This is a genomic window from Curtobacterium sp. SL109, from assembly GCF_026672405.1.
GTDB lineage: Bacteria > Actinomycetota > Actinomycetes > Actinomycetales > Microbacteriaceae > Curtobacterium.
Genome location: NZ_JAPPRB010000002.1, coordinates 3,104,502 through 3,127,714 on the forward strand (window position 1 = coordinate 3,104,502; position 23,213 = coordinate 3,127,714).

The following is a 23,213-nucleotide window of genomic DNA, read 5'->3' on the forward strand; positions in this document are numbered from 1 at the left end:
TCGGCTGGTACTCGTGAGAGTCAATCAGAACCGACCGGCACCGTGTGGCCCCCGTCAGGGGAGCAGTGCGAGCTTGCCGCCCGGGTGTCCGGACTCCAGCAGCTCGGCGGCCTCCCGCGCGTCCGCGAGGGGGAACGTCCGCGCGACCGGCACCTCGAGCTGCCCGGCAGCGGCGAGGTCGATGAGGCGCTGGCGCACCGAGTCCCGGAACGCCTTGCTCTCCGGCTGGGCACCGCCGACCGCGGCGAAGCCCTCCGCCGCCGCGCGTGCCTGCGCCGCGATGGTGACGATCCGGTCGCGGTCGGCGACCAGGGCCAGCGACACGTCGACCGCCTCGTCCGTCCCGACGCAGTCGATGGCCACGTCGACACCGTGCGGTGCGAGGTCCCGGACCCGAGCCTCCAGGCCGTCGCCGTAGGCGACCCACTCGCCGCCGTACCGGCGCACGGTGTCGGCACCACCCTCGGAGGACGTGCCGATCACCCGTGTCCCGAGCAGGCGCAGCTGCTGCAGGACGCTGACACCGACCGCGCCGGAGGCGCCGTGGAGCAGGACCGTGTCCCGTCCGGAGGCTCGGGTCACGCGGATGACGTCGGCTGCGGTCGTGCCGGCCAGCAGCAGGTTCGCCGCCTGCGCGTCGTCGAGCGACGCCGGCTTCGCGAAGACGTCGGCCGCCAGCACGGTGATGGACGGCGTCCATCCGCCGGCGATCCGGAACGCCAGGACCTCGTCGCCGACCGCTCCCCCGCCGGATGCGATGGTCGTGTCGGGGCCGAGAGCACTGAGGACGCCGGCGACCTCGTAGCCGATCGCCATCGGGTACGCCGAGGGGTCTCCCGCGCGGGTGTGCTTCGTGTCGGCGGGGTTCATGCCGGCGGCCCGGACCGTGATCGTGACCTCACCCGGTCCCGGCGCGGGGACGTCGACGTCCACGAACGTCAGGACCTCGCTGCCACCGGCGCTGGGCGCCACCCACTGCTTCGTCATGGCTCGGACGCTACGCCGCCATGACAGGAGGTCAACGGGAAGGACCCAGCCGCTCCACGCAGCCGGGTCCTTCCGTCATCAGGGCGTCAGCGCACGAGGCGTCGGAGCGCTGCCGTGCGGCGACGCTGACGGAGCACGAGCAGGAACGCACCGGCGGCCAGCATCGAGCCGGCGGCCACGATGCCGGGGACCGGGTCAGCGCCGGTGAAGGCGAGCTCGGACGGGCCGGACCCGCCGCCGGTCCCGCCGCCCGTGCCACCGACACCGACCGCGCCGGGCGTGGCCGAGGCTCCGGGTGTCGGCACGCCGACCGTCGGCACGGCGGTGGGGACGGTCGGTGTCGGCGTGGCGGTCGGCGTCGGCGTCGGCGTCGGGACGACCGCCGCGGGGGCCACGACCAGGTCGAAGGACTGGACCGCGTCCGGACCGGTGCCGTTGCCGACCGTGATCGTCACGGCGGTGGTGCCCGGCGTCGTGGGCGTGCCCGAGATCACGCCGGTGAGGCCGTTGATCGCCAGGCCGGCCGGCAGCGTGCCGTTCGCGGAGAACGTCGGACGGGGCAGCCCGGTCGCGGTCACGGTCGAGGAGTACGGCGTCCCGGCGGTCGCGCCGTCGGGGGTGCCGGAGGTGATCGTCGGTGCGACGCTCGGCTGCGTGGTGCCCGGCGTGGCGCAGCCGGTGGGCGCAGTGATGCGGTTCGTGTCGAGCGTCACGGCGGCGTTCCGGGCGAGCAGCCGACCGGCGATGGTCGCACCGGTGGTGGCGGTGACGGACTGGTCGGCCAGGACGGTGCCCTGGAACTGCGCGCGGGTGCCGATGGTCGCCGAGCTGCCGACCTGCCAGAACACGTTGCAGGCGTTCGCGCCGCCGGTGATCGTGATGCGGGACGCCGAGCCGATGGTCAGCGTCGATGCCGCCTGGAACACCCAGACCGAGTCGGCGGTGCCGGCCAGGGTCAGGGCGCCGTTGTTCGCCAGCGCCAGCTCCCCGCCCCGGTACACGCCGGGGGTCAGGCTGAGGCCGTTCAGCTCGCCGAGACCGGTCTGGTTCGGCGTGAGCGACGCGGCCACGTTGTACGCGGTCGTCGTGTCGATCTGCGCCTGGGTGGCCGGAGCGTCGGTCTGGTGCGTCTCACCGTTGACCGCGCCGTTCGGTGCGCCGCCGAACCCGGTGATCGAGGTGCCGGGTGACAGGCCGAGATCGCCGTTGACGACCGTGGGGCCGGTGTTCGTCACGGTGCTGGCGCCGAGGACACCGTAGGTCGAGGCCGTGCCCAGGTCGACCGGCCCGTCGATGACGGTGGCTGCAGCAGCGGAGGACGCCGACCCGAGGGCCAGGACCGCGGCGAGCCCGATCCCCGTCGTGACGATCGCGAACGGACGGATGGGATGCGTGCTGGCCATGACGGCCCCTGCCTGCGATCGGGGAGCACCGGCAGGCGTCGACGACCCCCACGTGCTTCCCGGTGAGCGGAGTCTCAGGCATCCCGGCCCGCGACCGGGGTACGGACGCCCAGGGATGACCCGTTCGGGGGGTGCTGCTGGGCGTGGATCGGCCAGGCAGTGCGCACGGCGTCCCGGGCGCAGACACAGGCGGTGTCCGGTGCGCGGTCCACTACAGTCGACGCGATGCCGCACGACGAGCCCACCCACGGTCCCGACCACCGCCTCGCCCTGGTCGTCAACCCCGTGAAGGTCGACGTCGGTCTGCTGCGGTCGACGGTCTCGGCAGCCGAGTCCGAACACGGCTGGGCGTCGAGCGTCTGGTTCGAGACCGACGCCACCGATGACGGCCGCGGGGCCGCCCGTGCGGCCCGCGCGTCAGGAGCCGACGTCGTGCTGGTCGCCGGCGGGGACGGCACGCTGCGGATCGTCGCCGAGGAGCTCCGCGGGTCCGACGTCCCCGTCGCCCTGCTGCCAGCAGGCACCGGCAACCTGTACGCGCGGAACCTCCGCATCCCGCTGAACGACGTGCGCGCAGCCGTCCGTGCGGCGTTCACCGGGACGGATCGGCGGGTCGACGTCGCGCTCGCGGAGCTGACCGACGTCGAGGGGACCGTTGCGCGCCACGCCTTCCTGGTGATGGCGGGCATCGGGCTGGACGCGGACATGGCGGCGAACACCAGTCCACGGCTCAAGAAGCGGTTCGGCTGGGTGGCGTACTCCGACCCGATCATCCGGTCGGTCATCGGGAACCGGCAGATCGCGGTCCGCTACCGGCTGGACGACGCTCCCGCCAGGACCATGCGGGCGCACACCGTCATCGTCGGCAACTGCGGCTCGTTGACGGCCGGGGTGCTGCTCCTGCCGGACGCCCGGCCGGACGACGGCGTGCTCGACGCGGTCGCCTTCCAGCCGAAGCGCGCCATCGGCTGGAGCGGGGTCGGGTACGGGCTGTCCCTGAACCGGTTCTTCCACCGCACCCGGTTCGGCCGGCTGCTCGCCTGGGTCCTGCCCACGTCGAAGACGCTCCGGTACACGAGTGCGCGGTCCTTCGACCTGGAACTCGACGCGCCGGAGCAGCTGCAGCTCGACGGCGACCCGTTCGGCAGGGTCACCGCCGCACGCATCACAGTCGACCACGACGGCCTCACGCTCCGCGTCGCCTGAGGGCGGTTGCCGACAGCCGCACCGGCTGCGGCAGCCGCACCGGCGACCCCGTGACGGACGGGAGGCCCGGTGCCAGCTGGCACCGGGCCTCCCGTCCGTTGGTGGCTGCGTCAGGAACGCGCGGCGTGCACCCGGTCGGTGAACGCGGCGTGCAGCGGGTGCTCCGCGTCCAGGCCCGTGATCTCGGACGCCACGTCGGCGTCCGCACGGTCGGAGGCGAGGAGCGCCTGCAGCTCGACGCTCTGCTCGTCGTCGGCGACGTCGAAGCGGAGCGCGGCACCCATGGCGTCGAGGAGCGCGACGGGCTCGGTGCCCTCCTCGGCCAGGGCGGCTGCCGGTGAGACGAACCGCTCGTCGCGGGACAGCTTGCGGAGCGGCTGGCGGCCCACGCGCGTGACGGTGTCGGGCAGGTGCGGGTTCTCGAAGCGCGCGATGATCGCGGCCACGTAGGCGCGGTGCACCTCGGGGTCGAGCTCGTGACGACGGACGAGCAGGTCGCTCGTCTCGCCGAGCACCGACTCGAGCGCGGAGCGCACGGCGGGGATTGCGATCGCGTCGGAGATCTTGTCCGCCCCGGCGAGGAAGCCGTGGTACGCGACGGTGGCGTGCCCGGTGTTCACCGTGAAGAGCTTCCGCTCGATGGACGCGGCGAGGCCGTCGACGTAGTGCGCGCCGGGGATCGCCGGCTCGGTGCCGTGGAACGGCGTCCGGTCGATGGCCCACTCGAAGTAGGTCTCGACGGTGACGTCGAGGCCGCCGCCCTCGGGCTGGGCCGGCACGATGCGGTCGACCGCGGTGTTCGCGAAGACGGCCTTGGCCAGGCTCGCGTCGCGGACGTCGGCAGGCAGGGCCTCGACGACGAACTCGCGGAGACGGTCGGTCGCGTTCAGGGCGTTCTCGCACGCCATCACGGCGATGGGGGCAGCGTCGGCGTCGCGCTGCTGCAGCGCGGCGGCGATCACCGGTGCGATGAACTTCAGGACGTTCGGCCCGACGGCACAGGTGACGATGTCCGCCGCGGCGATCTCCGCGACGACGGCCGGCTCGTCCTGGGCGCTGTTGAGCGCACGGAAGTTCGTGACCTCGTGGTCCTGGGCACCGGTGCCGACCTCGTGCACGGTGTACGAGTCAGCGGCAGCGAGGGCGTCGATGACCGGGGCGGCGACGTCGGCGAAGACGACCTCGTAGCCGGCCTCGTGCAGCAGGAGCCCGACGAAGCCGCGGCCGATGTTGCCGGCGCCGAAGTGGACGGCGGTGCTCACTCGTTGACCTCACCGAGGATCGCGAGGATCGCCGCGGTGTCCGGGGCGTCCGTCAGCTTCTGGACCTCGTCCTCGTCGGAGAAGACGATCGCGATCTTCGACAGGATGTCGAGGTGCTCGTTGTTGACGCCGGCGATGCCCACCACGAAGCGGACCTCGTTGCCGTCCCAGTCGATCGGCGCCGCGTAGCGGATGAACGACAGGGCCGAGGACTTGATGGCGTCCTTCGCGTCGTTCGTGCCGTGCGGGATGGCGAGGAAGTTGCCCATGTACGTCGAGACGCTCTTCTCGCGCTCGAGCATGGCCGGGTAGTAGTCGCCCGTGACCGCACCGGCGGCCTCGAGGATCTCGGCGGCCTCCTTCATCGCCTCCGACTTGGTCGGGGCGGTGTCCTCGGTGTGGATCCGGATCTGGCTCTCCTGCAGGACGGGCATCTGTGGTTCTCCTCGGTTCGTGGATGGACGCGTCGTGTTCGAGCGCTCCGTGGATGTGGAAGAGGGGGCGGTTGCCCGCCCCCTCTCCATCGTGCACTTGCTGACTGGTCGTGGACCGGCCGGTGGATCGGGCCGCTGGACGGACCCGGTCGGTGTTACTGGTTCTTCAGCTGGTCGACGACCTGGTCGTACTGGGGTGCGTTCATGAAGTTGCCGACCGACACGTGCTGCGCGTTCGGGTTCTTCTGCTTGGCGCGGGGGGTCAGTTCCTCCTGCGTGATGATGAGGTCCTCGTCGCCCGACAGGTTCGCGATGGCCTTGTTGACGACGGTGACGCCCTCGATGCCGGCCTTCTTGATCTTGTTGCGGAGGACGCTCGCACCCATGGCGCTCGAGCCCATGCCGGCGTCGCAGGCGAAGACGACGTTCTCGACGCGCGTCGCGGTGGCGGTGCCGGAACCGACACCACCGAAGGCGGCCTCGGTCTCCTCGTCGTTGCGGGGTGCGTTGTTGCCGAGCAGGCCCGAGGTCGCGGCGTTGACGTCGCGGCCCTTGTTCGCCTGGAGCTTGGCCATCGCGGCGCTCATGTCACCGGCGTTGCCGGCGGCGAGGTCGCGCTTGCGGGTGGCGATGAGGAAGAAGGACGCGACGGCGAAGGACACCGCGGCCGACAGGATCACCGAGAGGATGACGCCGAGGAAGCTGTTGCGCTCCGTGGCGCCGAGCACCGCGAAGATCGAGCCGGGCGACGCCGGGGCGACGAGGCCGGACTTGAAGGCGACGTTCGTGGCGACACCGGTCGCACCACCGAGGATGACGGCGATGAACAGGATCGGCTTCTGCAGCACGTACGGGAAGTAGATCTCGTGGATGCCACCGAAGAACTGGATGATGATCGCGCCGGGAGCGGTCGAGCGGGCGATGCCGACACCGAAGAAGGTGAAGGCGAGCAGGATGCCCAGGCCGGGGCCGGGGTTCGCCTCGAGCAGGAACAGGATGCTCTTGCCGGACTCCTGGACCTGCTGCGCGCCGAGCTGGTCGAGCACGCCGTGGTTGATCGCGTTGTTGAGGAAGAAGACCTTGGCGGGCTCGATGATGATGCTCGCGACGGGCAGCAGGGAGTGCTGCACGAGGAAGTTCACCGCGTCGCCGAGGCCCTCGGCGATGAGCTTGAACAGCGGGGCGAGCCAGAAGAAGCCGATCATCGCGAGACCGAAGCCGAGGATGCCGGCCGCGTAGTTGTTCACGAGCATCTCGAAGCCGGGCTTGATCTTGCCGTCCCAGATGCGGTCGACCTGCTTGATCAGGTAGGCGCCGAGCGGGCCACAGATCATCGCGCCGAGGATCATCGTCGTGCCGCTGGCACCGATGATGACGCCCATGGTCATGATCGACCCGACGACGGCGCCGCGGGTCTCGTAGACCATCCGGCCACCCTGGATCGCGATCGCGAGCGGGATGAGGTAGGTCAGGATCGGGCCGACGAGTCCGACGTTCGCCACGCCGTTCGTCTCACCGAAGCCGCCGAGGATGCCCACGGGCGTCCAGCCGGTCTCGATGAAGAAGGCGGTGATGATGCCCCACGCGATGAAGATCGCGATGTTGGGCATGACCATGCCGGAGAGGAACGTGCCGAACTTCTGAACGGCGACGCGTGCGCCACCCCGCGACTGGGCGGGGGCGTCTGGCGCTGCAACGGACGACGTTGTCATGTGCGGTGACTTTCTGTGTGGTGGTGCTGCTGCGTGGAGGGGACGGGTTGGTGCTGGGGGTGCTGGGTGCTGCGGGGTGGTGCTGGGTGGCTCAGGCGGCGTGCGCGGCCGCCGCGGCGGACTTCGCGGCCGCCGCCGTGGACGCGGCGAGTGCCGCCCGGGCCATCTCGCGGGCCTCGTCGAGGGTGTGCCTGCCGAGTTCGGCACGCACGTCGGCGAGGGCCGCGGGGGTCATGGAGAGGGTGGTGGCGCCGAGGCCGACGAGCACGACGGCGAGGAGCGGGTCGGCCGCCGCCTCACCGCAGATGCCGACGGCCTTGCCGGCGTCGGCCCCGGCCGTGCCGAGCTGCGCGACGAGGCGCAGGACGGCGGGGTGCCAGGGGTCCTGGTAGTTCGCGACGGTGCCGAGCATGCGGTCGGCGGCCATCGTGTACTGGGTCAGGTCGTTCGTGCCGATGGACACGAAGTCGGCGGAGACGAAGACCTGCTCGGCCATCAGCGCGAGCGAGGGGACCTCGGCCATCACGCCGGCGGTGCGGATCCCGAGCTCGCGGGCCAGGTCGACGAAGTACTCGGTCTCCTCGGCGTCGGCGACCATCGGGGCCATCACCCAGAGGTCCGCCTCGGTCTCGGCGTCGGCCTGGGCGAGCGCGGTGAGCTGGTCGCGGAGCACCTCGGGGTGGTTCCGGAGCGCCCGGAGCCCGCGGCGGCCGAGCGCCGGGTTCTCCTCGTCCTTGTCGGTCAGGAACGGCAGCGGCTTGTCGGCACCGGCGTCGAGCGCCCGGACGACGACCTTCTTGCCCGGGAACGCGGCGAGGAGCTGGACGTACGAGGCCTTCTGCTCGTCGACCGTCGGCGCCTTCGGGGAGTCGAGGAAGAGGAACTCGGTGCGGAAGAGCCCCACGCCCTCCGCACCGAGAGCAACGGCGCCGGCGGCGTCGGCCGGGCTGCCGAGGTTGGCCAGCAGCGGCACGACGTGGCCGTCGGCGAGTGCCCCGGCGGTCAACGGAGCAGCGGCGGCGGCGAGGCGGTCGGCGATGCGCTGCTCGACGTCGGCGACGAGCTCGGCGGAGGGCTCGGTGACGACGGTGCCGGCTGCGGCGTCGACGACGACGGCCTGCCCGTCGGTGAGGTCGTCCGCGCCGGTGACGCCGACGATGGCGGTGATGCCCTTGGCGCGGGCGAGGATCGCGGTGTGCGAGGTCGGGCCGCCGTCACGGGTGACGAGCGCGAGGACCTTCTCGAGGTCGAGGAGTGCGGTGTCGGCCGGGGCGAGGTCGCGGGCGACGAGCACGAAGGGGGTGTCCGACTCGGGGACGCCCGGGGCGTGCACCCCGCGGAGCTTGGCGACGATGCGCTGGGCGACGTCGTCGAGGTCGGCGGCACGCTCCCCCATGTAGCCGCCCATGCCGACGAGCAGGTCGCGGAACTGCGCGAAGGCCTCGTACACGGCGCGTTCGGCGTTCGTGCCGCCGTCGATGCGGGTGTGCACGTCGTCGAGGAGGGTGGGGTCCTGCGCCATGAGCGCCTGGGCCTCGAGCACGGCCTGGGCGTCGCCGCCGGCGAGCTGTCCGCGCTTGGTGAGGTCCTCGGCCACCGCGGCGAGCGCTGCGTGCACGGCCTGCTTGGCGTCGTCCGACGAGCCCTCGAGCGGTGCGGTCGACGGTTCGCCGAGCGGGTCCGCCATCCGGAGCACGGTGCCGTGGGCAACGCCTCGGCCGACGCCGGTTCCGAGCAGTTCGGACATTCGAGACTCCTTCATCTCACACGCGCTTGCGGTGGGGTGGTTCAGTTCGGTGCACAGCGACACGAACGGACCACGCCCGTGCGGCTTGGAGCACCATACCTCGATCCGCGTTGACAAACAAACACATCCGGGGATAAAAATGCACAAACAGATGCCCGTTTCGGTCTGACCTGCCCCCACTTCGGGCGTCGGTCGCCGCCAACGCATCCGTCCGTGTCCGTTCTGCTCCGAAGTGGTCAGTTCTGCTCCGAAGTGGTCAGACGGACGCCATCACCACGAGACCCCGAGGTCCGATGTACGCACCAGAGCGCCACCAGCGCATCGTCGAGCAGGCCCGTGCCGCCGGCCGCGTCGACGTCAAGGACCTCGCCGAGCTCCTCGAGGTCACGCCGGAGACCATCCGGCGCGACCTCACCTCCCTCGAGCGCCGCGGACTCGTCCGGCGTGCCCACGGCGGTGCGATCCCCGTCGAGCGGATCACCCTGCACCCGGGCGTCGGCGACCGCGGCGGCATCAACCAGCCGGAGAAGATGGTGATCGCCGAGGCCGCGCTCGAGGAGCTGCCCGAGAACGGCTCGGTCATGATCGACGCCGGCACGTCGACGATCTGCCTCGCCGAGATGCTTCCGACCGACCGCGGGCTCACCGTCGTCACGCACTCGCTGCCGGTGGCGATGGCCGTCGCGAACCGCCCGGGCATCGACCTGCACCTGCTCGGCGGGAACATCCGCAGCGACTCGCTCGCCGGCGTCGGCACGTGGACGCACCAGCTCATCGGGATGGTCAGCGTGGACGTGGCCTTCATCAGCATCAACGGCATCACGCCCGAGCGCGGCCTGACCACGCACAACATGGCCGAGGCAGCCGTGAAGTCCGCGATGATCAAGGCCGCCAGACGGAGCATCCTGCTCGCCGACCACACGAAGTTCGGCCGCGAGGAGTTCGGCCGCGTCGCCCCGCTCGCCGCGATCGACACGATCATCACCGACCCCGCCGTCAACCTCGACCTGGTCCGCGAGGTCGAGGCCGCCGGCGCCGAGGTGTTCTGGCCCGGCCGGTCCTGACCGTCGGTCTCCCCCAACCACCGGCTCGCTAGCATGGGCCGACCATCCCGTCGAAGGAGTTCATCGATGTCCGAAGCCACCCGCACCGTCACCGTCGCCAGCGGATCCGGTCTGCACGCCCGCCCGGCGTCGCTGTTCGTCCAGAGCGTCACCGCGTCCGGGCACCAGGTCACGATCAACAAGGGCGAGAAGTCGGCCAACGCCGGCAGCATCCTCGGTCTGCTCGGCCTCGGGGTCGAGAACGGCGACGAGGTCACGCTGACCGTGACCGGCGACGACGCCGAGACCACGGCCGACAGCCTGGTCGAGTTCCTGAAGACGGACCACGACGCGGCCTGACCGCACTGGTCGCGGTGACGCGACCTGCGTCTCCGACGGGAGGCCCGGTGCCAGCTGGCACCGGGCCTCCAGTGCGCGCGCACCCGCGTCCGCAGGCTGTCGGCCACCGCCGATAAGGTGTCCTGCATGACTCGCCTGCGCCTCGCATCCGTCAACGTGAACGGCGTGCGCGCCGCCTTCCGCAAGGGCATGGGCGACTGGCTGGCGACCCGTGACGTGGACGTCCTCGCCCTGCAGGAGGTCCGCGCGTCGAGCGACGACCTGACCGCCCTGCTCGGCGACGAGTGGGACGTCGTCCACGACCCGGCCACGGCGAAGGGCCGTGCGGGCGTCGCGATCGCCTCTCGGCACCGCGCGCACATCCACCGCGTCGAGCTGGGCCCCGCGGAGTTCGACTCCGCCGGTCGTTGGCTCGAGGCCGACTACGAGATCGACGGCACGATGGTCACCGTCGTGTCGACGTACGTCCACTCCGGAGAAGCGGACACCCCCAAGCAGGACGAGAAGTGGAAGTTCCTCGACGCCATGACCGAGCGGCTGCCACAGGTCCGCGCGCACAACCCGCTCGCCGTCGTCGTCGGTGACCTCAACGTCGGGCACGACCAGCGCGACATCAAGAACTGGAAGGGCAACGTCAAGCGTGCGGGCTTCCTGCCGCGGGAGCGTGCCTACTTCAGCCGGTTCTTCGGCACCGAGGGCGAACCCGTCGAGGGCGCTGACGGTTCCACGGGGCCCGGCCTCGGCTGGGTCGACGTCGGTCGTGAGCAGGCCGGCGACGTCGACGGCCCGTACACGTGGTGGTCCTGGCGCGGACAGGCCTTCGACAACGACTCCGGCTGGCGCATCGACTACCAGATGGCCACGCCCGAGCTCGCCGCGACGGTGCAGACCTACACGGTCGACCGCGCGAGCGCGTACGACCAGCGATGGTCCGACCACGCCCCCGTGGTCGTCGACTACGAGCTCTGACCCCGCTTCCCCCACCCCGAACCACAGGAACCACCACGATGACGAACCCCCGCATCTTCTCCGGCATCCAGCCGTCCGCCGGCTCGCTGCACCTCGGCAACTACATCGGCGCGCTCATGCAGTGGCGGGACCTGCAGGACGACCACGACGCGATCTTCTGCGTGGTCGACATGCACGCGATCACGTCGCCGCAGGACCCCGCCGCCCTGCGTGAGAACACCCGTCGCACCGCGGCGCAGTACATCGCCGCCGGCATCGACCCGGAGCGCTCGACGCTGTTCATCCAGTCGCACGTCCCCGCGCACGCTGAGCTGGCCTGGGTGCTCAACACGCTCACCGGGTTCGGCGAAGCGAGCCGGATGACCCAGTTCAAGGACAAGTCCGCGCGCCAGGGCGCCGAGGCCGCATCCGTGGGGCTCTTCACCTACCCGGTCCTGATGGCCGCCGACATCCTGCTCTACGACGCCGAGGTGGTGCCCGTCGGGGACGACCAGCGCCAGCACGTCGAGCTCACCCGCGACCTCGCCGGACGCTTCAACTCCCGGTTCGGCGACACGTTCGTCGTGCCCGAGGCCCGGATCCTCGCCGACACCGCGCGCATCTACGACCTGCAGGACCCGACCAGCAAGATGAGCAAGTCCGCAGCCTCGGACTCGGGCCTGGTGCTGCTCCTCGACGAGCCGAAGCGCACCGCGAAGAAGATCCGGTCGGCGGTCACGGACACCGAGCGGGAGATCCGCGCGGACCGCACGGAGAAGCCCGGCGTGACGAACCTGCTGTCGGTCCTGTCGGCGTTCACCCGCACGCCGGTCGCCGAGCTCGAGGCCTCGTTCGCCGGCAAGGGCTACGGGGACCTCAAGGGCGAGGTGGCCGACGCCGTCGTCGCCGAACTCGAGCCGGTCCGCGCCCGCACGCTGGAGCTCCTCGACGACCCGGCCGAGCTCGACCGTCTGCTCGCGCTCGGCGCCGACCGTGCCGAGTCGATCGCGACCGAGACCCTCGCCCGTGTCTACGACCGCATCGGGTTCGTCCCGCGCGTGCGCCGCTGACGTGCTCCCCGTCACGCTCGCGTCCGACCGGGTCCGCCTCGACGTCCCGACCCGCGCCGACACCGTCGCGATCACCGAGGGCTGCCAGGACCCCGAGGTGGTGCGGTGGACGACCGTGCCCACGCCGTACCGCCCGCAGGACGCCGCCGCCTTCGTGGACGCGCTCGTCGGACCGGGGTGGGCGTCCGACCGCGAGTACACCTGGGCGATCCGTCGACCGGGCTCGATCTGGCTCGAGGGCGTGATCTCGTACCGCACGGCGCACCGTGACCTCGGCTTCTGGCTCGCACCCGGTGCCCGCGGGCAGGGGCTCGTGCACGACGCCGTTGCGCTGGTCGTCGACTGGGCCTTCGACCGTGGCGCGCCCGACGTGTACTGGGAGTGCTACGTCGGCAACGTGGCCTCGGCGAGTGTCGCCCGGCGTGCGGGCTTCGCGTACACGGGCACCGGCAGCGCCAACATCCCGGGCCGGGACGGCTCCCCCACGTCGGCGTGGAAGGGACTCCGTCGTGCCGACGGCACCCCGGCGTCCGACCTGCCGTGGCCGTCCGAGTCGTACGCTCCGGGTGATGCCCCAGGGGCCGTCCCGACGTCCCGGTAGTCTCGGCTCGTGAACAGCAGGTCAGTGTCGGAGGGACCCGACGGGTCCGTGTCGGAGGCCGAGGTGCGGGCCATGCGCCGGGCGCTCGAGCTCGCCGCGCTCGGTCCCGCGCTCGGCGACCACGCCCGCGTCGGCGCCGTCGTGCTCGCCCCCGACGGCACCACCATCGCCGAGGGCCACCACCGTGGCGCCGGCACCGCGCACGCCGAGGTCGACGCCCTCTCGCAGCTCACGCCGGAGCAGCAGCGCGGGGCGACAGTCGTCGTCACCCTCGAACCCTGCGACCACGTCGGTCGCACCGGCCCGTGCTCCGTCGCGCTCATCGAGGCCGACGTCGCCCGGGTCGTCTACGCCATCGACGACCCGGGGCCGGCGGTGCACGGCGGTGCCGACCGTCTCCGTGCCGCCGGGGTCGACGTGGTCTCCGGCGTCCTCGCCGACCAGGCGACCGCGTTCCTCGAGCGGTGGCTCACGTCGGTCCGTCTGGGTCGTCCGTGGGTGACCGTGAAGTGGGCGTCGAGTCTCGACGGCCGGGCAGCGGCAGCCGACGGGTCGAGCAGGTGGATCACCGGCGCCGCCGCGCGGCAGCACGTGCACGAGCAGCGCGCCGCCCACGACGCGATCCTCGTCGGCACCGGCACCGTCCTCGCCGACGACGCGTCCCTGACCGCCCGCGGTGACGCCGGCGAGCTCCTCGCCGACCAGCCGCTCGCGGTGGTGCTCGGCGACCGCGACGTCCCGGCCGACGCCGCCGTCCGCCGCCACCCGCGCGGGTTCCTGCAGCTCCCCGGACACGACCCGCACCGGGCGCTCCAGGCCCTCGCCGCCGAGGGCATCCGCACCGTCTTCGTCGAGGGCGGCCCCACCGTCGCGTCGGCGTTCATCGCCGCAGGACTCGTCGACGAGGTGCTGGCCTACGTCGCCCCCGTGCTGCTCGGCGGACCCCGGGTCGCCCTCGGGGACATCGGCGTGGGAAGCATGCAGGAACGTCTGCGGTTGGACGTACTATCGACCACCAGCCTCGGCCCCGACCTGCTGGTGCGTGCACGACCGATCCCCGCGGCCACACAGCGGCAGCCCGGACGGCACGCAGACGACGGGGCCCGTACCGACCGGAGCACCACATGACCGACGCCCTGACATCTCCCACCCCGGGCAGTCCGGTCCGGTTCGAGGTCGCGACGAAGGTGCCGACGACCCACGGCACGTTCGAGATGCGCGCCTACCACGACCTGGTGACCGGAGCGGAGCACGTCGCGATCATCGGCGCGCTCCCGGACGGCTCCGCCCCGACCGACGGCGCCCTGGTGCGCGTGCACTCCGAGTGCCTGACCGGCGAGGCCTTCGGCTCGCTGAAGTGCGAGTGCGGCCCCCAGCTCGACGCCGCGCTCGACACCATCGCGGCCGAGGGCGGCGTGGTCGTCTACCTCCGTGGGCACGAGGGCCGTGGCATCGGCCTGGTGAACAAGCTCAAGGCCTACCGCCTGCAGGAGGACGGCCTCGACACCCTCGACGCCAACCTCGCGCTCGGCCTGCCCGCCGACTCCCGCGCCTACGGCGGAGCCGCCGGCATCCTCACCGAGCTCGGGATCGGCCGCGTCCGGCTCCTGTCGAACAACCCGGAGAAGCGTCGGCAGCTCGAGGAGCACGGCATCACGGTCGACGGCCTCGTGCCGCTCGTCGTCGGCATCTCCGCGCAGAACGCCGGCTACCTCGACACCAAGCGCGACCGGATGGGCCACCAGCTCCCCGCGCACCTCGAGGCCGGCGCACACAACTGACCGCTCGCCCGTCGTGGGGCGGATTCGCAGGTCGGTGGCGGCGGACATAGACTGGTCGTTCCGTCACGAGCGGTCCACCACCTCCCGAGCGCACCCGTCGGTCACCGCCCACCACGCGGCCCACACGGTGTCCGCCGTTCGGCACAGCCGCGCCCGGTCCGGGCGCTCTGCACGGAGAACGACCATGCCCGCCACATCGGCTGCACCTGCCCCCACCCAGAAGACGAACCCGCGGTCCCGGGTCGTCGTCGCGAGCCTCATCGGCACGTCGATCGAGTTCTACGACTTCTACGTCTACGCGACGGCCGCGGTCCTCGTCTTCCCGACGCTCTTCTTCCCGAACGAGGACCCGACCGCGTCGCAGCTGTCCTCGTTCGTGACCTTCGCGCTGGCGTTCTTCGCCCGTCCGGTCGGGTCGATCATCTTCGGCCACTTCGGTGACCGCATCGGCCGCAAGACCACCCTCGTCGCCTCGCTGCTCGTGATGGGCACGGCGACGTTCCTCATCGGCTGCCTGCCGACGTTCGACTCGATCGGCATCTGGGCGCCCGTGCTCCTCGCGGTGATGCGCTTCGCCCAGGGCGTCGGCCTCGGCGGCGAGTGGTCCGGCGCGGCACTGCTCGCGACGGAGAACGCGCCCGCCGGCAAGCGCGGTGTCTTCGGCTCGATGCCCCAGCTCGGCGCCCCGATCGGGTTCCTGCTCGCCAACGGCCTGTTCATCGCGATCAACGCCGCGATGCCCGCCGGCGCCGACGGCACCCCCAACCCCGACTTCCAGGCGTGGGGCTGGCGCCTGCCGTTCCTGCTCTCCGCCGTGCTCGTGCTCGTCGGTCTGTACGTCCGCTTCCGCCTGGTCGAGTCGACCGTGTTCCGCGGCGTGCAGGAGTCCGGCACCGTCGCGAAGATCCCGCTGGGCCGCGTGTTCCGCACCTCGTGGACGGCCGTCATCGTCGGCACCTTCGGCATGGTCGCCACGTACGTGCTCTTCTACTTCATGACCACGTTCACGCTGTCGTACGGCACCACCGGCGCCACCGCCTCGGCGCTCGTGCCGAAGGTCGGCCTCGGGTACTCCCGCGGGGAGTTCCTCACGCTGCTCATGATCGGCGTCGTGTTCTTCGGCATCTTCACCCCGATCGCCGGGATGCTCGCCGACCGGTTCGGACGTCGTCGCACGCTCATCCCGACGACCATCGGGATCGCGCTGTTCGGCCTGACGTTCCAGTTCTGGTTCGCGGCGTCGCACGGCCCGGTCACCGTCGTGACGTTCCTCATCGTCGGTCTGTCCCTGATGGGCCTGACGTTCGGGCCGATGGGCGCGCTGCTGCCGGAGCTGTTCCCCGCGAACGTCCGGTACACGGGCTCCGCGCTGGCCTACAACATCGCCTCGATCCTCGGTGCCTCGCTGGCGCCGACGATCGCCCTGGCGCTGTGGAAGCCGGACGGCAACATCTTCCTCGTCGGGCTCTACCTGACCATCGCGGCCGTGGTCACCCTCGTCGCGCTGCTGCTCGTCCGCGAGACCCGCGGCAGCGACTTCGGAGAGGCCGACGCGGCCCGCGCCGGCGTCACCTCCCCCGAGCGCACGCGGTAGTCGCGACCACCTGCGCGGACGGGAGGCCCGGTGCCAGCTGGCACCGGGCCTCCCGTCCGTCCGGGCGCAGGTCGCAGGTCGCAGGTCGCAGGTGTCAACCCAGGTTGACGGATGTCGGCGCGTCAATGTAGGTTGACAGGCATGGACCGGCCGACGATCACGCACCTCGCAGCGGGAGCATCAGGGGACGACCCCTTCTCCGCGCTCGCCAGCGTCCGCGACCTCCGCCGGGAACTCGACCGCACCGAGGAGCTCGCCGCCCGCCGCGCCCGCGTCGCCGGTGCCTCGTGGCAGGAGATCGCGACGCTCCTCGGCGTCAGTCGCCAGGCAGTGCACAAGAAGTACGGCAGAAACTAGGACACGATGAGCCTCCCCTTCGCCCGCCCGAAGACGACCGACGGCCCCCGTGCCACGTTCGGACGTCTGCTGTCCTACCTGTTCGAGAACAAGCCGGCGATGGTCGTCATCATCGTGCTGAGCATCCTCGGAGCGGGCGCGTCCCTGGCGCAGCCGCTGCTGGTGAACCAGGTGATCACCGCGGTGCAGCACGGCAACACGCTGAGCATGCTCGTGTGGCTGCTGGTCGGGCTCGTCATCGTGGCCGGACTGCTCAACGGCATCCAGCACTTCCTGCTGCAGCGCGCCGGTGAGGGCGTCGTGCTCTCCACCCGCCGCAAGCTCATCGCGCGCATCCTGAACCTGCCCATCTCCGAGTTCGACACGCGCCGCACGGGCGACCTCGTGTCCCGTGTCGGCAGCGACACCACCCTGCTGCGGGCCGTCCTGACCCAGGGCCTCATCGAGTCGATCGGCGGCTCGCTCACCTTCATCGGCGCGATCATCGCGATGGCGATCATCGACCCGCTGCTGCTGGGCATCACCCTCGCCATCGTCCTCGTCGCCATCGTCGTGGTCGGCGGTCTCAGCCGGCGCATCCGCGTCGCGTCGAAGCGTGCGCCCAGGAGAAGGTCGGCGACCTCACCGCAGCCGTCGAGCGCGGCATCGGCGCCGTGCGCACCATCCGCGCCGCCGGTGCCACGGAGCGTGAGGTCACCGAGGTCGACACCCACGCGACCGAGGCCTACCGCCGCGGCCTCGACATCGCGAAGATGTCGGCGTTCGTCGTCCCCGTCGCGAGCATCGTGATGCAGGTGGCATTCATCGCCGTCCTCGGCGTCGGCGGGGCCCAGGTCGCCGCGGGCACGATCACCATCGCCACGCTCATCACCTTCATCCTGCTGCTCTTCATGATGATCATGCCGCTCGGGCAGGCCATGGGGGCAGCGGTCGCCGTCGCTCAGGCCCTCGGCGCGCTCGGCCGGATCGAGGAGATCCTGCACCTGCCGACCGAGGACCAGGACGACGCCGCCGTCCGGCCCGCCGCAGCGGTCGCCACCGACGACGCCATCACCTTCGAACACGTGTCGTTCCGGTACGCCCGCTCCGCCGACGCGAGCGGTCCCGACGGCGCGGTCGCGTCCGGCGACCGTGCCGACCAGCCAGGAGGCCGCACTCAGGACACCGAGGCCGACGACGACGAGCAGGCGGTGCTGCACGACGTCTCCTTCCGCGTGCCGCGCGGATCGCGGGTCGCCCTCGTCGGCCCCTCTGGCGCGGGCAAGTCCACGACCCTCGCCCTCATCGAGCGCTTCTACGACCCGACCGACGGCGTCATTCGCCTGGGTGGGATCGACGTCCGCGGGCTGGACCGCGACGAGCTCCGCGCACAGATCGGGTACGTCGAGCAGGACGCTCCCGTGCTCGCCGGCACCATCCGGGCCAACCTGCTGCTCGGGTCACCGACCGCGTCGGAGCAGGACTGCGTCCGCGTGCTCGAGGCCGTCAACCTCGGCGAGGTCCTGCACCGTGACGCCCGAGGGCTCGACGCCCAGGTCGGTGAGGACGGCGTGATGCTGTCGGGTGGTGAACGCCAGCGCCTGGCGATCGCCCGCGCCCTGTTGGCCGCTCCCCCGATCCTGCTGCTCGACGAGTCGACGTCCTCGCTCGACGGCGTGAACGAGCAGAAGATGCGCCTGGCCATCGACGCCGTCGCCGAGGACCGCACCCTGCTCGTGATCGCGCACCGCCTGTCCACGGTCGTGGACTCGGACGTCATCGTCGTGCTCGAGCACGGCCGGGTCGTGGGTGTCGGGACGCACTCGGAGCTCGTCGAGTCGACCCCGCTGTACCGGGACCTGGCGAAGCACCAGCTCCTGGTCTAGCGGGGTCGATCGCCGCCGTCGGGGTCGACTAGCGCGCGAAGGGGTCTGGTGTCAGGACGTACACGGTCTCGAGGTACTCCTCGATGCCCTCGTGCGAGCCCTCGCGCCCGATCCCGGAGGCCTTGACGCCGCCGAAGGGGAACGCGGCGTTCGACACCACCCCGGTGTTCAGCCCGAGCATGCCCGTCTCCAGCCGCTCGGCCAACCGCTGCCCGCGGGCGAAGTCGGACGTGTAGGCGTAGGCGACGAGGCCGTACTCGGTGTCGTTCGCGAGCCGGATGCCCTCGTCCTCGGTGTGGAACCGGGTGATCGCCACGACCGGTCCGAAGATCTCGGTCGTCAGGATGTCGGACCCGGGCTGCACGTCGTCGAGGACGGTCGGCCCGTAGAACGTCCCCTGACGGTCGACCCGCTCGCCGCCGACGACGAGCCGGGCCCCGCGCTCCACGGCGTCGTCGACGAGTGCAGCGGCCTTGTCGACCGCACGGCCGTCGATGAGCGGCCCGATGGTGGTGCCGTCCTCCGAGCCCCGGCCGATGCGGAGCGCCTCCACCTTCGCCGTGAGGGCCGCGAGGAACGCGTCGGCGATGCCGTCCTGCACGAAGAAGCGGTTGGCGGCGGTGCAGGCCTCTCCGACGTTGCGGAACTTCGCCTGCATCGCGGACGTGACGGCGGTGTCGAGGTCGGCGTCGTCGAACACGAGCAGCGGGGCGTTGCCGCCGAGCTCCATGCTCGTGCGGAGGACGTTGTCGGCCGCCTGCTTGAGGAGCGCCGAGCCGACGGGCGTCGACCCGGTGAAGGTGAGCTTGCGCAGCCGGCGGTCGGCGATGATCGGCGCCGAGAGCTCCTTGGCGTCCGAGGACGTCACCACGTTGAGGACACCGTCCGGCAGCCCTGCCCGACGGAACAGCTCCGCGAGGAACAGCGTGGTCAGCGGCGTCAGGTCGGCGGGCTTGATGACGACCGTGCACCCGGCGGCGAGCGCCGGGGCGATCTTCCTGGTCGCCATCGCCAGCGGGAAGTTCCACGGCGTGATCGCGTAGACGGGGCCGACGGGGCGCTTCAGCACGATGCCGCGACCGGTGCCCTCGGGGTTGGTGCGGTAGTCACCGCCGATGCGGACGGCCTCCTCGGAGAACCAGCGGAGGAACTCGGCGCCGTAGACGACCTCGCCCCGGGACTCGGCGAGGGGCTTGCCCATCTCCAGGGTCATCAGCGCCGCGAGGTCGTCGGTGTGCTCGTGCACCAGGTCGAACGTCCGGCGGAGGACGTCGGAGCGTTCCCGGGGGGCGGTGGCGGCCCAGGCGTCCTGCGCGGCGACGGCGGCGTCGAGCGCGGCGATGCCGTCCTCGGGGGTGGCGTCGGCGACCTCGGCCAGGACGGCGCCCGTCGAGGGGTCCTGCACGGCGATGGTGCGTCCGCCGGTCGCGGGGCGCCAGCTGCCGCCGATGAGCAGGCCCGTGGGGACGTCCTCGACGTGGACGTGCTCGTCGGCGACGGTCGTGGTGGTGGTCGTGTCGTTCGTGGTCACAGCTGTGCTCCTCCGGGGTTCGCGAGCCCCTCGTCCATGTCGCTCCGGTCGACGTGGCCGCCGCCGGTGCGGATCTCCTCGAGTGCGGCGGCACTGCGGGTCGGGTCCACCCCGACCACCAGGTCCTCGAACACCACGACGTCGAGCCCGGCGCGCAGGCCGTCCTCGGCGGTGGCGCGCACGCAGTGGTCGGTGGCGATCCCGACGATGTCGATCTCGTGCACCTGGCGGTCGAACAGCACGTCGACGAGGTCCTGGCCGGACTCCGTCGTGCCCTCGAACGCCGAGTAGGCCGGTGCGCCCTGCCCCTTCATCACGTGGACGTCGATCGGCGCCGTGTCGAGGTCCGGGTGGTACTCGGCACCAGGCGTCCCGGCGACGCAGTGCACCGGCCAGGTCGTCTCGAAGTCGGGGGCGTCCGCGCGGGCGAAGTGCCCGCCGTTGTCGCCGTCCGCGTCGTGCCAGTCGCGGGAGCCGACGATGAGGTCGTACTCGTCAGCGTGTCGAGCGAGGAAGGCGGTGATGCGGGTGGCGAGGTCGTTGCCGCCGCCGACGCCGAGCGCACCGCCCTCGGTGAAGTCGTTCTGCATGTCCACCACGAGGAGAGCCCTGGTCATGGACCCATCCAACACCCGTCGGCTCAGGACCCCGTGAGGCGGTTCCCGCAGGAGTACGCGGCCGCGGTCACCGCGTCGAGTGCCGGGAGCGCCGAGGCCCGCGGGGAGCCGATCGCGTAGAAGGCGAAGGTCAGCTTGGTGCCGTCCGCGGCGTCGATGTACCCGCCGAGGGTGTTCGCGCTGTCGATCCAGCCGGTCTTCGCGTGCACAGCCCCGCGGGCGACGGCGTTCGCACCCGTGAAGCGGCTGGTGAGCGTGCCCGACTGGCCGGACACCGGCAGCACCTGGGCCAGCGTGCCGAGGCCCTTCGCACCGGCGGCGACCGGGACCATGAGGTGCGCCACGAACGCCGGGGACACCGCGTTCGCGGCGCTCTCCCCGGAACCGTCCTTGATCACGATGCCGGCCGGGTCGACCCCGTAGGTGGCGAGCGCCCGCTGGTACACGCCGGAGAGCGACGCGGCGGACCCACCGCCGCCGGACTCCCGCGAGGAGATCCTGGCGAGCATCTCGGCGAGGGTGTTGTCGGAGTTCGGGATCATCTGCCCGATGAGTGTGGACACCGGCTGCGAGGACACCGTCGCGATCGTGGTCTGGCTCGTCGTGGCCCGCTTGACCAGCTGCGCGTTCCCCGCACCGACGACACCGGCGTTCGCGAGGGCAGTGCGGAACGCCGCACCGGCGCGTCCGACCGGGTCCTCGGAGCGGGGCGACGTCGCTGCTCCGGGGTTCGCGCGGTCGCCGTCGACCATGAGCGCGGTCACCTTCGGCTGGTACCCGATCGTGCGCTCGCTCACGGGCCAGGTCGGGTCCCAGGCGTCGGCGTCGTCCCAGTAGGTGTCGTCCGTGACGATCGTGGAGACGGGGGTCGCGCCGAGGCGCGCCTTCACCTGCTGGGCGAGCTGCGCGAGCGTGGGTGCCCCCGGGTAGACCGTGGCGCCGCCCTGCGACAGGGTGGCGTCACCGTGGCCGACGATCGCGATCGTGCCGCTGCCCTCGTCGGTGACGGTGGTGGGGATCGTGTGGCCGCCGCCGAGGACCGCCAGTGCCGTCGCGGTCGTCAGGGTCTTCATGACGCTGCCGGTCTGGGCCGGGGTGTCACCGCTCCTGGAGAACAGTGTCTCCCCCGTCGTGGCGTTCATGACGAAGCCCTCGAAGGTGCCGAGCCCGGGAGCCGAGGCCGCACCCGCGATCGAGCAGGTCCGAGCGGGAGCCGCCGCCTGCGCCGGGGTCGGCGTCGGCGTCACGGTCGGGGTGGCGCTCGGCGTCGACGTCGGTGTCGGTGTCGGCGTCGCCGAGGGCGTCCGGGTCGGCGTGGCGGAGGCCGTCGTGCGCCCCGAGGCCGAGGCCGCAGGGGTGGGTGCATCAGCCGACGCGATCGCGACGGCGCCGCCCGACCCGATCGCGACGACGGCGACCAGTCCACCCACCGCCCACGGCAGCGGCTTCCGCTTGATCGAGCCGCGGATCGCGGAGAGGCCGCCACGGAGGCGGTCGGGGATGGACTGGTGCTCGGACATCGGAAGCGATCCTACGGAAGTGCGGGAGGAGCCTCCAGGCCGGGTCTGCCGACCTGTGGAGGACCGGGAGGCCCTAGCCGACGGTGGAGGAGGCGGAGTCGGCGGCGTAGCGGACGCCGACCTGTCGGCGGGCCTCGTCCATGGCGGCCATCACGACGACGGTCTCCTCGGGGTCCATCGCGCCGCCCTCGTGGTCGCCGGACGCGACCATCGCCTCGAAGGCGCGGACCTCGTGCGCGTACCCGGACAGTTCCTCGCGGCCGTCGAACTCCTCGACGACGGCGCCGTCCCGGTCGCGGAGCCGCCACGTCGTCGGGGTGTACCAGGTCGCGTCGACGTCGATCCGCCCGTCCTCGCCGATGATCGACGCCGTGTTGGGGCTCCGCACGTCGAGCGCGAAGTGCACCGTCGACTGCGTCCCGCCCTCGTGGGTCATCACGATGCCCATCTGTGTGTCCACGCCCTGGTCGCTGAGGGTGCCGGCTGCGGCGACCGCGGTCGGCGCTCCGAGGACGTCGATCGCGAACGAGATCGGGTAGACGCCGAGGTCCAGGATCGCGCCGCCGCCGAGTGCGGGGTCGTTGAGCCGGTGCGTCGGGTCGTCCGGGAGCGCCTGGTGGTGGGTGGCCTCCACGAGTCGGGGGCGCCCGATGCGTCCCTCGGCGACGAGCTCGCGGATCATCGTCATCTGCGGCAGGAAGCGGGTCCACATCGCCTCCATCACGGCGACGTCGGCACGTCGTGCGGCGTCGACGACCGTGCGGGCCTCGTCGGCGGTGATGGTGAACGCCTTCTCGACGAGCACGTGCTTGCCGGCGGCGATGGCCAGCAGGGCGTCCTGGGCGTGACGGGAGTGCGGCGTGGCTACGTAGACCGCGTCGACCTCGTCGTCCGCGACGAGGTCCTCGTAGCTGCCGTGCGCGTGTGGGATGCCGTGCTCGGCGGCGAAGGCGTCGGCGCTCTCCTGCGTCCGGCTGCCGACCGCGGTGAACACCACCCCCGCCGCGGTGCAGTCGCCCACGAAGGTCCGGGCGATGCCGCCCGTCCCGATGACTCCCCATCGAACCGTCATGTGCCATGTCTACCAGCAGGTCCTCCACACCTGTCGGTCTGTTCATGTCCCTCCACATGCAGCGGATTGCTCTGGACTGCACGGCCGATTGCCAGCTAGCGTG

At 71.7% G+C, this 23,213-nt stretch carries 19 protein-coding genes and 2 pseudogenes; 11 read left to right on the forward strand and 10 right to left on the reverse strand.

Features of this window, described 5'->3' with window-relative positions; all coding sequences use genetic code 11:
- Positions 1–54: 54 nt before the first annotated feature.
- Positions 55–987 (reverse strand): NADP-dependent oxidoreductase, encoded by a 933-nt coding sequence (locus OVA28_RS16110; protein ID WP_268097669.1) that lies wholly within the window; start codon positions 985–987, stop codon positions 55–57.
- 86 nt (positions 988–1,073) lie between these two features.
- Positions 1,074–2,390: an ice-binding family protein gene (locus OVA28_RS16115; protein WP_268097670.1), complete on the reverse strand. Its 1,317-nt coding sequence runs from the start codon at positions 2,388–2,390 to the stop codon at positions 1,074–1,076.
- 225 nt (positions 2,391–2,615) lie between these two features.
- Between OVA28_RS16115 and OVA28_RS16120 the strand changes: the two genes are divergently transcribed.
- Positions 2,616–3,596 carry a diacylglycerol/lipid kinase family protein gene (locus OVA28_RS16120; RefSeq protein WP_268097671.1) on the forward strand — a complete coding sequence of 327 codons (981 nt, stop codon included), beginning with the start codon at positions 2,616–2,618 and terminating at the stop codon, positions 3,594–3,596.
- Between the two features lie 110 nt (positions 3,597–3,706).
- On the opposite strand, the gene OVA28_RS16125 is transcribed toward OVA28_RS16120, so the two are convergent.
- From OVA28_RS16125 to ptsP, 4 genes are all read right to left on the reverse strand, one after another.
- Positions 3,707–4,858: a mannitol-1-phosphate 5-dehydrogenase gene (locus tag OVA28_RS16125; RefSeq protein WP_268097672.1), complete on the reverse strand. Its 1,152-nt coding sequence runs from the start codon at positions 4,856–4,858 to the stop codon at positions 3,707–3,709.
- Positions 4,855–5,292 carry a PTS sugar transporter subunit IIA gene (locus OVA28_RS16130; protein ID WP_194662079.1) on the reverse strand — a complete coding sequence of 146 codons (438 nt, stop codon included), beginning with the start codon at positions 5,290–5,292 and terminating at the stop codon, positions 4,855–4,857. The genes OVA28_RS16125 and OVA28_RS16130 overlap by 4 nt, the downstream gene beginning before the upstream one ends.
- A gap of 155 nt (positions 5,293–5,447) precedes the next feature.
- A complete protein-coding gene (locus tag OVA28_RS16135; RefSeq protein WP_194629992.1) occupies positions 5,448–7,004 on the reverse strand; it encodes a PTS mannitol transporter subunit IICB in 1,557 nt (518 codons plus the stop codon).
- 91 nt (positions 7,005–7,095) lie between these two features.
- Positions 7,096–8,751 carry a phosphoenolpyruvate--protein phosphotransferase gene (gene ptsP / locus OVA28_RS16140; RefSeq protein ID WP_268097673.1) on the reverse strand — a complete coding sequence of 552 codons (1,656 nt, stop codon included), beginning with the start codon at positions 8,749–8,751 and terminating at the stop codon, positions 7,096–7,098.
- A 293-nt stretch (positions 8,752–9,044) separates the two neighbouring features.
- On the opposite strand from ptsP, the gene OVA28_RS16145 reads away from it, so the two are divergent.
- From OVA28_RS16145 to OVA28_RS16190, 10 genes and pseudogenes are all read left to right on the forward strand, one after another.
- Positions 9,045–9,815, forward strand: coding sequence for a DeoR/GlpR family DNA-binding transcription regulator (locus OVA28_RS16145; RefSeq protein ID WP_194662083.1), 771 nt, complete (start codon positions 9,045–9,047; stop codon positions 9,813–9,815).
- A gap of 66 nt (positions 9,816–9,881) precedes the next feature.
- Entirely contained in the window at positions 9,882–10,154 is a 273-nt protein-coding gene (locus OVA28_RS16150; protein WP_071270420.1) for an HPr family phosphocarrier protein, read from the forward strand.
- A 126-nt stretch (positions 10,155–10,280) separates the two neighbouring features.
- Complete coding sequence (locus OVA28_RS16155) at positions 10,281–11,123, forward strand: exodeoxyribonuclease III (protein ID WP_268097674.1); 843 nt, start codon at positions 10,281–10,283, stop codon at positions 11,121–11,123.
- 38 nt (positions 11,124–11,161) lie between these two features.
- Positions 11,162–12,172, forward strand: coding sequence for a tryptophan--tRNA ligase (gene trpS / locus OVA28_RS16160; protein WP_194662088.1), 1,011 nt, complete (start codon positions 11,162–11,164; stop codon positions 12,170–12,172).
- Entirely contained in the window at positions 12,129–12,773 is a 645-nt protein-coding gene (locus tag OVA28_RS16165; RefSeq protein WP_268097675.1) for a GNAT family N-acetyltransferase, read from the forward strand. Before trpS ends, OVA28_RS16165 begins: the two co-directional genes overlap by 44 nt.
- Positions 12,774–12,845: 72 nt before the next feature.
- On the forward strand, positions 12,846–13,901 hold the full coding sequence (gene ribD, locus OVA28_RS16170) for a bifunctional diaminohydroxyphosphoribosylaminopyrimidine deaminase/5-amino-6-(5-phosphoribosylamino)uracil reductase RibD (RefSeq protein WP_268098230.1): 1,056 nt from the start codon (positions 12,846–12,848) through the stop codon (positions 13,899–13,901).
- A gap of 29 nt (positions 13,902–13,930) precedes the next feature.
- Positions 13,931–14,554 (forward strand): annotated as a pseudogene (gene ribA, locus OVA28_RS16175) (GTP cyclohydrolase II); the annotation flags it as partial.
- Positions 14,555–14,738: 184 nt separating this feature from the next.
- Positions 14,739–16,148 (forward strand): MFS transporter, encoded by a 1,410-nt coding sequence (locus OVA28_RS16180; protein WP_268097676.1) that lies wholly within the window; start codon positions 14,739–14,741, stop codon positions 16,146–16,148.
- Positions 16,149–16,289: 141 nt separating this feature from the next.
- Positions 16,290–16,505, forward strand: coding sequence for a hypothetical protein (locus OVA28_RS16185; protein WP_194662099.1), 216 nt, complete (start codon positions 16,290–16,292; stop codon positions 16,503–16,505).
- 6 nt (positions 16,506–16,511) lie between these two features.
- Positions 16,512–18,370: pseudogene (locus OVA28_RS16190) on the forward strand (ABC transporter ATP-binding protein).
- 28 nt (positions 18,371–18,398) lie between these two features.
- Here OVA28_RS16190 and OVA28_RS16195 read toward each other — a convergent pair.
- The 4 genes from OVA28_RS16195 to OVA28_RS16210 all read right to left on the reverse strand — a co-directional run bounded on the left by OVA28_RS16195 (position 18,399) and on the right by OVA28_RS16210 (position 23,110).
- Positions 18,399–19,901: an NAD-dependent succinate-semialdehyde dehydrogenase gene (locus tag OVA28_RS16195; RefSeq protein ID WP_442780805.1), complete on the reverse strand. Its 1,503-nt coding sequence runs from the start codon at positions 19,899–19,901 to the stop codon at positions 18,399–18,401.
- Positions 19,898–20,518 (reverse strand): isochorismatase family protein, encoded by a 621-nt coding sequence (locus OVA28_RS16200; protein ID WP_268097677.1) that lies wholly within the window; start codon positions 20,516–20,518, stop codon positions 19,898–19,900. Before OVA28_RS16200 ends, OVA28_RS16195 begins: the two co-directional genes overlap by 4 nt.
- Before the next feature lie 23 nt (positions 20,519–20,541).
- The gene (locus OVA28_RS16205) at positions 20,542–22,038 is read right to left on the reverse strand and encodes a D-alanyl-D-alanine carboxypeptidase/D-alanyl-D-alanine-endopeptidase (protein WP_268097678.1); all 1,497 of its coding nucleotides are present in this window, start codon (positions 22,036–22,038) and stop codon (positions 20,542–20,544) included.
- Between the two features lie 73 nt (positions 22,039–22,111).
- Positions 22,112–23,110 (reverse strand): Gfo/Idh/MocA family protein, encoded by a 999-nt coding sequence (locus tag OVA28_RS16210; protein WP_268097679.1) that lies wholly within the window; start codon positions 23,108–23,110, stop codon positions 22,112–22,114.
- Positions 23,111–23,213: the final 103 nt, after the last annotated feature.